The 8,075-nt window shown below is 46.0% G+C and carries 11 protein-coding genes; all 11 read left to right on the forward strand.

Features of this window, described 5'->3' with window-relative positions:
* The first annotated feature begins 22 nt into the window (after nt 1-22).
* Nucleotides 23-349 (forward strand): hypothetical protein, encoded by a 327-nt coding sequence (locus ACJHX4_RS21915; protein ID WP_000556022.1) that lies wholly within the window; start codon nt 23-25, stop codon nt 347-349.
* Nucleotides 350-414: 65 nt separating this feature from the next.
* Complete coding sequence (locus tag ACJHX4_RS21920) at nt 415-672, forward strand: hypothetical protein (protein WP_042634392.1); 258 nt, start codon at nt 415-417, stop codon at nt 670-672.
* 226 nt (nt 673-898) lie between these two features.
* On the forward strand, nt 899-1,690 hold the full coding sequence (locus tag ACJHX4_RS21925) for a hypothetical protein (RefSeq protein WP_046788417.1): 792 nt from the start codon (nt 899-901) through the stop codon (nt 1,688-1,690).
* Nucleotides 1,691-1,741: 51 nt separating this feature from the next.
* A complete protein-coding gene (locus ACJHX4_RS21930; RefSeq protein WP_000182314.1) occupies nt 1,742-2,191 on the forward strand; it encodes a hypothetical protein in 450 nt (149 codons plus the stop codon).
* A 172-nt stretch (nt 2,192-2,363) separates the two neighbouring features.
* Nucleotides 2,364-4,748: a phosphoadenosine phosphosulfate reductase family protein gene (locus ACJHX4_RS21935; protein WP_000469466.1), complete on the forward strand. Its 2,385-nt coding sequence runs from the start codon at nt 2,364-2,366 to the stop codon at nt 4,746-4,748.
* Nucleotides 4,749-4,997: 249 nt separating this feature from the next.
* Nucleotides 4,998-5,237 carry a hypothetical protein gene (locus ACJHX4_RS21940; protein WP_001180999.1) on the forward strand — a complete coding sequence of 80 codons (240 nt, stop codon included), beginning with the start codon at nt 4,998-5,000 and terminating at the stop codon, nt 5,235-5,237.
* Nucleotides 5,238-5,299: 62 nt separating this feature from the next.
* Nucleotides 5,300-5,611 (forward strand): hypothetical protein, encoded by a 312-nt coding sequence (locus ACJHX4_RS21945; RefSeq protein WP_000172889.1) that lies wholly within the window; start codon nt 5,300-5,302, stop codon nt 5,609-5,611.
* Nucleotides 5,608-5,796 (forward strand): hypothetical protein, encoded by a 189-nt coding sequence (locus ACJHX4_RS21950; protein ID WP_000159618.1) that lies wholly within the window; start codon nt 5,608-5,610, stop codon nt 5,794-5,796. The genes ACJHX4_RS21945 and ACJHX4_RS21950 overlap by 4 nt, the downstream gene beginning before the upstream one ends.
* 60 nt (nt 5,797-5,856) lie before the next feature.
* A complete protein-coding gene (locus ACJHX4_RS21955) occupies nt 5,857-6,390 on the forward strand; it encodes an HNH endonuclease (RefSeq protein WP_000241454.1) in 534 nt (177 codons plus the stop codon).
* Between the two features lie 111 nt (nt 6,391-6,501).
* Nucleotides 6,502-7,113 carry a DUF6012 family protein gene (locus ACJHX4_RS21960; protein WP_077248242.1) on the forward strand — a complete coding sequence of 204 codons (612 nt, stop codon included), beginning with the start codon at nt 6,502-6,504 and terminating at the stop codon, nt 7,111-7,113.
* Between the two features lie 227 nt (nt 7,114-7,340).
* A complete protein-coding gene (locus ACJHX4_RS21965) occupies nt 7,341-7,568 on the forward strand; it encodes a hypothetical protein (protein WP_000276410.1) in 228 nt (75 codons plus the stop codon).
* The last annotated feature ends 507 nt before the right edge of the window (nt 7,569-8,075 follow it).

The raw sequence follows: 8,075 nt of genomic DNA on the forward strand, positions 1-8,075 counted from the left end.
TTTTAAAAACGAGGTAAATGGCATGCATTCTCAGGATCCTATCACGAAATTAACCCAGACGTTGCAACGCGACGATGGTTCTCAGGTTCGTATTGTAGCGCAGCGGGGATATGGAAGCGGGCTTACAGCCTCGCTTGATGTGTACGTTCTCCGTCGTGATTCCTCTGAAAGCAACTGGTCACTGTGCGGAAAAGATCCTCACCCCGAGTGGAGAAAGATGTCAGTAGATGAGTATCAGAAATTTGGACGCTCAGAAATGCTGCGCTATGCCACACCAGGTGAAATTCTCAGGGTGGCATCCGCTATTGGCCAGCCAATGAGCTTCCTCGATGGCAACCCTGCGTTTTAGCCTGAACCCTGGCGACGCCTTTTAAACCGGCGTCATTCTTTTTACGAGCAACAGACGGAGAAAAAATGAATCTGAACGAACGAAGCACGAGCGCAGCGACGCCAGATTTGAGCCGACTTTATCTCATTTCCGGGCGCATTATGTTTGATGATGATGATCAGGCCTACCCGGTCGAAGCCGATTCCCCTGGTGATGCAGAGGAGGCTTTTCGGCATCATATTGCCGACAGTGCCGACGACTTAGAAAAGGTGATTATAGTTTCCTCTACAAGTTTCGCTTCAGCTCACAGCAGTCGCGTAATTTGTCGGCCTGCCGTGAAGTAATTTCAGCTTCCAATGATATTTCCCTCTTTATAAAAGCCGCCGTCTGGCGGTTTTTATTTGCAAAAATGAATATTAATCCTGAACAATATTAATTTAAGATGAGGTGGTGTTCATATTCTTCTTAATATTTTTTCTAAAAAAACGACTTCAGGTTATTAGTTGGTAGTAGTGTGTTTGTTATGATCTTCTCATCAAATACATTAATTAAATAATCAAGGAGTCAACTGTGGCAGATAATTATACTCTGGCGTCGTTTATTATTCCCTGCACTCAGGAGCAGGCTAAAATGGCACAAGAAGCAATCACATTCGTTACCGAAGCAGAAATTGCAGAAGGTGAGCGTTTGATTGATAAGCCACTGGCAGATTGTTCTCTGACTGAGAAGCTGATTCTCAGTATTATTGAGAACCACCCTGAGTATGACCCTTCAGAGCCGAGCTTTGGGCAACCATCCTGCCCAGACTGTAATTATGAACTGTCGTTCGCAACAGAAGTTAACAGCAGTGGGCTGTCAGTTTTTCATGGAGAGACTATTGATCTTGACCATGCAATTTGCCTCACAACTGCCGTGCTGTCGGTATTCGACCTCCCGGAAATGGTAACAATTACTGCTGCATTTACATGCAGTAAAAGCCGGACAGATGAATTTGGGGGTATGACTATTCTGGTCACAAAGGATACCCACTATTACCAGGATGGCTGTCAGTTTTCTCGTCTCATGAATGAGGCTCACAAAGCCGGTATCCAGTATGCTCTGTGTAAAGTGACGCATTACCACGGTGAGAGCAGCTATGTGGCAAGCTATGTCCTGAGCTGCGACGTAGCGGATTCAGCCCAGGAGGTCGTTAACAGACGACTGAAGGCATGTGCCGGAAAAGAGCCAGAAGACGGAATCTATATTCTGAGTGAAGAAGACAACACCAGTCTTTCGGTCGAACTCGTTACAGAACTGTCTCCGCTCGATTACGACAAGCTGAGCAAGCTTCTTCCTTCCCTTGACACCCTTTGCGGCGCATAAGCCTGCCTGATAACCGTAGCCACCGGTTCCCCCGGTGGCCTGGAGCCTGCCATGACCAATAAATTCATAGTATCTACCGTTGTTTGCATCAATGACTTTGCAAGTGATGTTCCGCAAAGTGTTTCCTTACGGATAGATACAATGCTTGAACAGCGTATCCGCAAATTGGCGACATACGTGAAAAAAAACGATCTTCAGTTAACTGAGTTTTACTTCTATGACGCTAACTGGTCATTTTGTGGTGAAGATGAAATTCAAGAAATAACAGACCAGGATGAATATAAGCATAGCGATAGCACAAGGCAGGAAGCGATGCTGCGGGAAGTAATGCCATCAGCACGTACGGAATGCCCGGTTATTAGGGTGATGAAAGATTCATTTCAGCTTTCTGCTCTACCACGCCATTGTGGTGATGACATGACTCTTAACACTCCTTCAATTCCGCTGTCTGAGTTGAAAACAAATGTCACGGCTTTTATTACACCACCAACCTATATCTAATAGCTGTGCTGGGAGATTAAATTACAATGGGTTTTTATTTTAAATCTATTTAAGAATTAAATTTGCGTGATTTTGATTTAATATAATTTCGCTAAATGGTTGCGCTGTAGTTATTTTAAAGTTCTAATAAAAATATCAGTGATGCAGCATATGCCGTGGTTCAGGAAAATATATGTTTATTGAAAAAAGTGACTCATTCCTTGAATTACCCTCAGAAGTTATTTTTCCTGAGGCGGCTAATGCTGCCATTTTGAAACATGATAAATGGGCTGATGTTTGGGAGACCCTGACAACCGATGCCGATCTGAACTATACCGATGAAAAGGAGACTGTGAGTCTTTCTTCTCTGGTCACGTCAGCCACATCTGCTATTTATCAGGCTATTACGGACGGATGGACGATGTGCGTGGGATACAGTGGCGGTAAAGACTCCCATTCTCTTCTTCACCTATTTCTGATGGCATTGATCAGGGCAGTACGTAACGGCACAAATATCAGCGAACATCATTTCATTCAGATGTCCGATACGCTGATCGAAAACCCTGAGATGCACTATCAGGCTTCACAGGTTCTCAACCAGCTTAGAATGTTCATTGCTGAACACCAGCTACCGGTCACAGTCCTTGTCGCCCAACCGTCTCTTACGCAGAGCTGGGTAGGCCGCATTCTGACTGGACGTGGACTTCCGACCTGGACTAATTCTTCAACCCGTCAGTGCTCAACCGACTACAAAATCGCCCCCCTGCGCAAGGCCAAAGCTCGTTATCTAAAAAACGCCCCGGCATCCGTACGAAGCAGGGTATGCCTGATGCTGGGCTCCAGGGATGATGAAAGTGCCCGAAGGGCCGGAAATATCCTCAAAATGGGAGGGCAGGCGAGGAAAGTAACCCTGACTGAGCACGGTGGTGAACTCTATCCAGTAAAGGAGTGGCGCACTCAGGACATCTGGTCTTTTCTAATGGCCTGTGGTTCCGAATCCCGCTTCCCTTTACCAAGCTTTATGCCGGATAACTTCAGCCTGGCAACGCTTTATAAAGACGCCACCGGAGAGTGTATCTGGTCGCCGGAGAAACCCACGCGAACCTCAGCTTGTGGGGCTAGATATGGGTGCTCGCTTTGCACAGCCGTAGGGGTTGACCATTCAATGGAAACGCTCCTTCGCACTGACCCTGAGAAATATGGTTATCAGGCAGGCCTAAGTCGTCTTCAGCGATTTCTTTCTAAGATCCAGTACGACTGGAGCCTGCGGGATTATATCGGTCGTAAAGTGTTCGAAGGCGGGTATGTGCGTCTTCAACCCAATATCTTTTCTTCGTCCCTGACTGAACGTCTTTTTCATGTCTGTTGCAGCCTTGATTATGTTGAAGCCAGACGTGCGGCAAAGCATCGCAGAAAGCTACTTTCCGGCGAGGTGGACGATACGGCTTATAACCGTCGTATGGCTGAGCCACAATTTCGGCTTGTACATGAAGCAAACGTGATCCACGTTGATTTCCTCTGGTCGTTGCACTGTTTCAACCCTCGCCCGTTTCGGGCAATTGAGATCTATCGCAGAGTCTGGGAAGAGGCCGATCTGGACCTTCTTGAGGATGAGCCTGACATGCTGCCTGTGGCCCGTACACCAATGCCAGCTCCACTCTGGATGAAACTGCCCGGAGGCCGGTTCGGTACAGCTTATGATGGACTGACTGATACGTTGCCGCTGATGACCTATTTTGACGGGCAGGCTGACCCCAGGGCTTCACGTAGCCTAAAGACCGGAGAGAGCAGTTCTGTCGTCGTGGCATTCGAGGAAGAGGATGAGCTGACTGTTGAAGAAGATACGGCGTCCTGGATTATCTGGCATGAATACGACGGGTTACGCCAGAGCATCGCTGACGGTGAGTTTACTCCAACGACTGCTGCTCAGTATCTTCTTCGTTATGGCGCGGTCCGAATTTCAAAAGGGAAGGGCGCTGTCTATCATCGTCTCGCACAACGGGGACAAACCTTTTCCCGCCTGGGGATAGGCGAAAGAGTGTCGCTTCCAGAGCTGGTTGCCAGTCGGCGTTTTAAAATACTCAGCGATACTGCATACCGTCAGGTTGTAGCCCGGAAATTGCGTGGACAGATAAAAAAGTTCAGATTCTGGGCATGCGTAGCTGCCTGTGTACAGTTGCACGTACACAACAAGACGGCACTCGGAGAAAGAATCTTAACGTTACTCGAAGGTGAGAGGGAACAGCAACAAGGTGCGATCCAGGCGAAGCTGAAGGCGGGAATGATGGATGCAGTTCTAACTCTGTGTAACCAGCGACTCCGGGTGAAAGAAAATACTAACCAGCCAGAGGAGTTCCGCTATTACCGTGCCGTAAGAGCTCGTTTCATGCGCCATTTATCTGAATGCCTTAAGCCAGAAAATGGCGGCGTTATCCGTGACGTTATCTGGGAACTGAGGGTGCTGAGCAGTGCTCACGGTACGACCAAAACAGGTTTTTACTATGTCGATAGCAATCGCCCGACAGCGAAAGGACTGTTAAACCGCCTTCTGATGAGGATGGTCAGGCAGGTCGTATAAGCGTCTGAAACGCGAAACACACGAAAATGAAGGGGTTATACAAAAAAAACTTAGCTTTGATCGTGATGTAATGTGGACATCATGTCCAAGCGTTGCTGCATCCAGAAAAGTAACTTTAATCCTGTTGATACAGCCTTTGCATTACCTGTTTACGCATAGCCTGGAAACGTTCTAATTAAACCAGACAAATATAAATTTAAATTAATTCACTCACCCCCGGAATCGGGGAACTAAACAAAAGGATCATCAATGCAAAATCAAAATACCCCCGCTCAGGAAAAACACACCGTATACCTTTTTAATGCTGAACATGCTGACAAGACAGCCGCCAAGCAAGCCGGGAAACTCTTCACGCTGGACATTGAACACCCAATGACCCTCAACGATCTCTCGCTGCTGTGTGAGTCGGTCGCGGACGCTGTGGGAGCACCTGGCGGTATTAAATATGAAATCACAACAGAGCCTAATGGGGTTCAGGAGGAATACTGAATCAGTGTGGTGTGAGTCCATTTTAATTTGAGGTTTCATGAGTTCTATCGAGAGGCTGAAGTATGACTTTGAAAATGGGAAGTCCCCGGACTTCCAAGCCTGAGGGGCCATTTGTATTAATCACTTTTGAGGGGGACGAATTTCTTTTTGATGACAGACATAATGTCGTCAAGATAAATGGCAGGCCTAAAAAAATGGATGTAAAGCGAAATTATTTTGAGTCCGATCTGGGAGAAGGGAAAGCGAAATACTGGACTTTAAATATCGAAGAGGCTCATCGGTTCAATTCGATTGATGAAGCGACAGAACAACTTTGTAAACTGAATCGCCCTCATCTGATCAAAATTCGCAAAGTTGAGGGGGTATCTGAATGACCAAAGAGATGTTTTTACGCATTTTAAATGAGGCACAGGCTCGTGTGGATAACGATTCGCTTCCGCTTGATGTTCGTATCCGGTCACGCACCACGGTAAATGATTGCGTCATCCGGGCAGATAAAGAGGGGTGGCCTATTGAGTATAAACAGAAGGTCTGGGTAGAGGCAGTCAGTGGCTGTTAACTTCAGCGGTTACTTAAGCCAGCTCCTGTGCCCGTGAGATTAGTAAAGGCGGAAAATGATATGGTCAAGGTGATAAATATCAACGGGAATTTAGTTGAGTTACCTGAGCCCTCAGCAAAGTTATCCAAAGCGGAATCACCTGATGGTAGGTTCTCAAAACCTAAAAATAAGATCTCTAAAATACAGCGAGCTGAGCTGCGAATGAAATTTGGGGGGCGTTGTGCCTATTGTGGTTGCAAGCTTCCTGAAAAAGGGTGGCATGCCGATCATGTTGAGCCTGTTCGACGCGACTTTGAACTGGTGAGAGCCCCGGTCGGCAGCGGCGTAACTCATGTTGCCCGAAGTACGGGTAAGGTTATGCACCCTGAACTGCATGCAATAGAAAACTTATTTCCATCATGCGCTCCCTGCAACCTTTTTAAAGGAGCTTTTAGTGTTGAAGGAATGAGAAATGAAATTACCAAACAGGTTGAACGGGCTCGCGCATATAGCGTGAATTTCCGTACCGCAGAACGTTTTGGTTTGCTTCATATTGTAGTAAAACCGGTCGTCTTCTGGTTTGAGCAGTATAACGAACAGAAACAAAACGAATAATTTCTCAGAGACATAAAACAAGTCAATCAACAGTGGTTAACCAATTAAAAAAGTCTATTAACTATTTTGATGCTGCTGAGGATCTGCCAGTTATATCCATAAAAGGAGAAAATGATGTATCTGCATCTTGTGCCACGTATTCTTCACCATATGAAAAACAAGTGTACTCTCATGTCCGTGTCTGTCCCTGAATTGTCACTTGAGCTTAAAGCTGATTCGCTGGTGGCAATGAAACCCTATCCCAACAAGACCTACCACGTTGGCATGCTGAAGGGGCGACGAGCATTAAATGGCTTTCTGGTAAAGAGCCCACGAACTTTAGCTGAGTTCACAATGATAACGCTCTGGGAAATAGACGGCTTTGGGGAAATTAGTCATACCGTAAAAACGCTCGTTCAGGACAACGACTATGACCTGGTCTCCCACGATGTCCTTTTGGCACATGCATACCATCAGACGGAGGAGGGATTGGGGTACCGTGTTCATCCATCCTATGACAGTTTAGCCCCTGTCGATTTTGAGCCAACAATGCAATCCCGGTACATAAAGGAATCCGACCTTTCTCACGACGTATGGGAAACCTATTCATGGGGGGAATTTCTGCGTTCGCGTGAAGAGACATTTCTGGCGATGACCATTTCTTCTTCTCGTTTAAACCACCCTGCATTTATCAGAGGAAACCGGCTTCCTCAAACTGACCAGGCCATCATTATTAGTTCCTAACTCTGCCTGGAATAAAAGTCAGACGACGGGTCAGATTTCTAGCATCTAATTAAATGAATGCCCGGTAAGCCGGGCTTTGTCTATTCAGCAATCAGCTTCTAAAATATAGTTGCTAACCGAAATTCACTCCTCCAGCTTGTTAGCTAAAGTGCTTACTTATGTATAATAATTTACGTCTGGTTATAAATTTTTTTGAATCATTTAACACAACGTCTTAAGGATACATAATGTATAAGTTCACTCCCGTCCAAATTATTGCTGATTATATACTGAGGTTTCTTAAAAATAATGCGGATGCCAAGCTTTACGAGGCAATGCAGCGGCTTGAAACAAAAATCGGTCAGTTTATCGCTGATGGGGTTGATGAACATCAACTACGCTCTTCATTAAGCAAAGCCAGTCGATCTCGTTCCAGGGCGACTCTTATACAGGAGTGTGAGAAACTTATTTCGTAAAAAGAGCATCATCCGGGAAAGTTACTTTAACGATAAATGGCTCCCTTCTTATCGGTTTAAGTTGACGGCCATCCCTACTAAAGCCATCATAAAGCTTGATTAGCATTCGAGTGTAGCACAACTGATTTTCATAGAGTCTTTATCCATTCTCCAGTTCTCTAACTGTATAGGTTCTATTCATGCCCAATAGCTTCGATAAGCCGCAGACGCGCCCAGCACATAACTCTGATGCCGAACCCTTTTTTCCCAAAAACCTTGGTTCGTTTATAGAGCAGGTGTCCGGAAGAGATCTGGCAATGCTCACAGAATCCGAAAAAGAACAGCTTGCGCACCTAATCAAAATTGGACGGAGATATGGAGTTTCTGTAGCTATCGTTCCCGATACAGACTCTGCTGGGCACTGTTGCAAATAGTCGGTGGTGATAAACTTATCATCCCCTTTTGCTGATGGAGCTGCACATGAACCCATTCAAAGGCCGGCATTTTCAGCGTGACATCATTCTGTGG

It is taken from the genome of Escherichia sp. WS2035, from assembly GCF_046487065.1.
Lineage (GTDB): Bacteria > Pseudomonadota > Gammaproteobacteria > Enterobacterales > Enterobacteriaceae > Escherichia > Escherichia coli.

Coding starts and splice junctions, on each gene's coding strand:
- ACJHX4_RS21915 (WP_000556022.1), top strand. CDS start 23: ATGCATTCTCAGGATCCTATCACGAAATTAACCCAGACGTTGCAACGC.
- ACJHX4_RS21920 (WP_042634392.1), top strand. CDS start 415: ATGAATCTGAACGAACGAAGCACGAGCGCAGCGACGCCAGATTTGAGC.
- ACJHX4_RS21930 (WP_000182314.1), top strand. CDS start 1,742: ATGACCAATAAATTCATAGTATCTACCGTTGTTTGCATCAATGACTTT.
- ACJHX4_RS21935 (WP_000469466.1), top strand. CDS start 2,364: ATGTTTATTGAAAAAAGTGACTCATTCCTTGAATTACCCTCAGAAGTT.
- ACJHX4_RS21940 (WP_001180999.1), top strand. CDS start 4,998: ATGCAAAATCAAAATACCCCCGCTCAGGAAAAACACACCGTATACCTT.
- ACJHX4_RS21945 (WP_000172889.1), top strand. CDS start 5,300: ATGACTTTGAAAATGGGAAGTCCCCGGACTTCCAAGCCTGAGGGGCCA.
- ACJHX4_RS21950 (WP_000159618.1), top strand. CDS start 5,608: ATGACCAAAGAGATGTTTTTACGCATTTTAAATGAGGCACAGGCTCGT.
- ACJHX4_RS21955 (WP_000241454.1), top strand. CDS start 5,857: ATGGTCAAGGTGATAAATATCAACGGGAATTTAGTTGAGTTACCTGAG.
- ACJHX4_RS21960 (WP_077248242.1), top strand. CDS start 6,502: ATGATGTATCTGCATCTTGTGCCACGTATTCTTCACCATATGAAAAAC.
- ACJHX4_RS21965 (WP_000276410.1), top strand. CDS start 7,341: ATGTATAAGTTCACTCCCGTCCAAATTATTGCTGATTATATACTGAGG.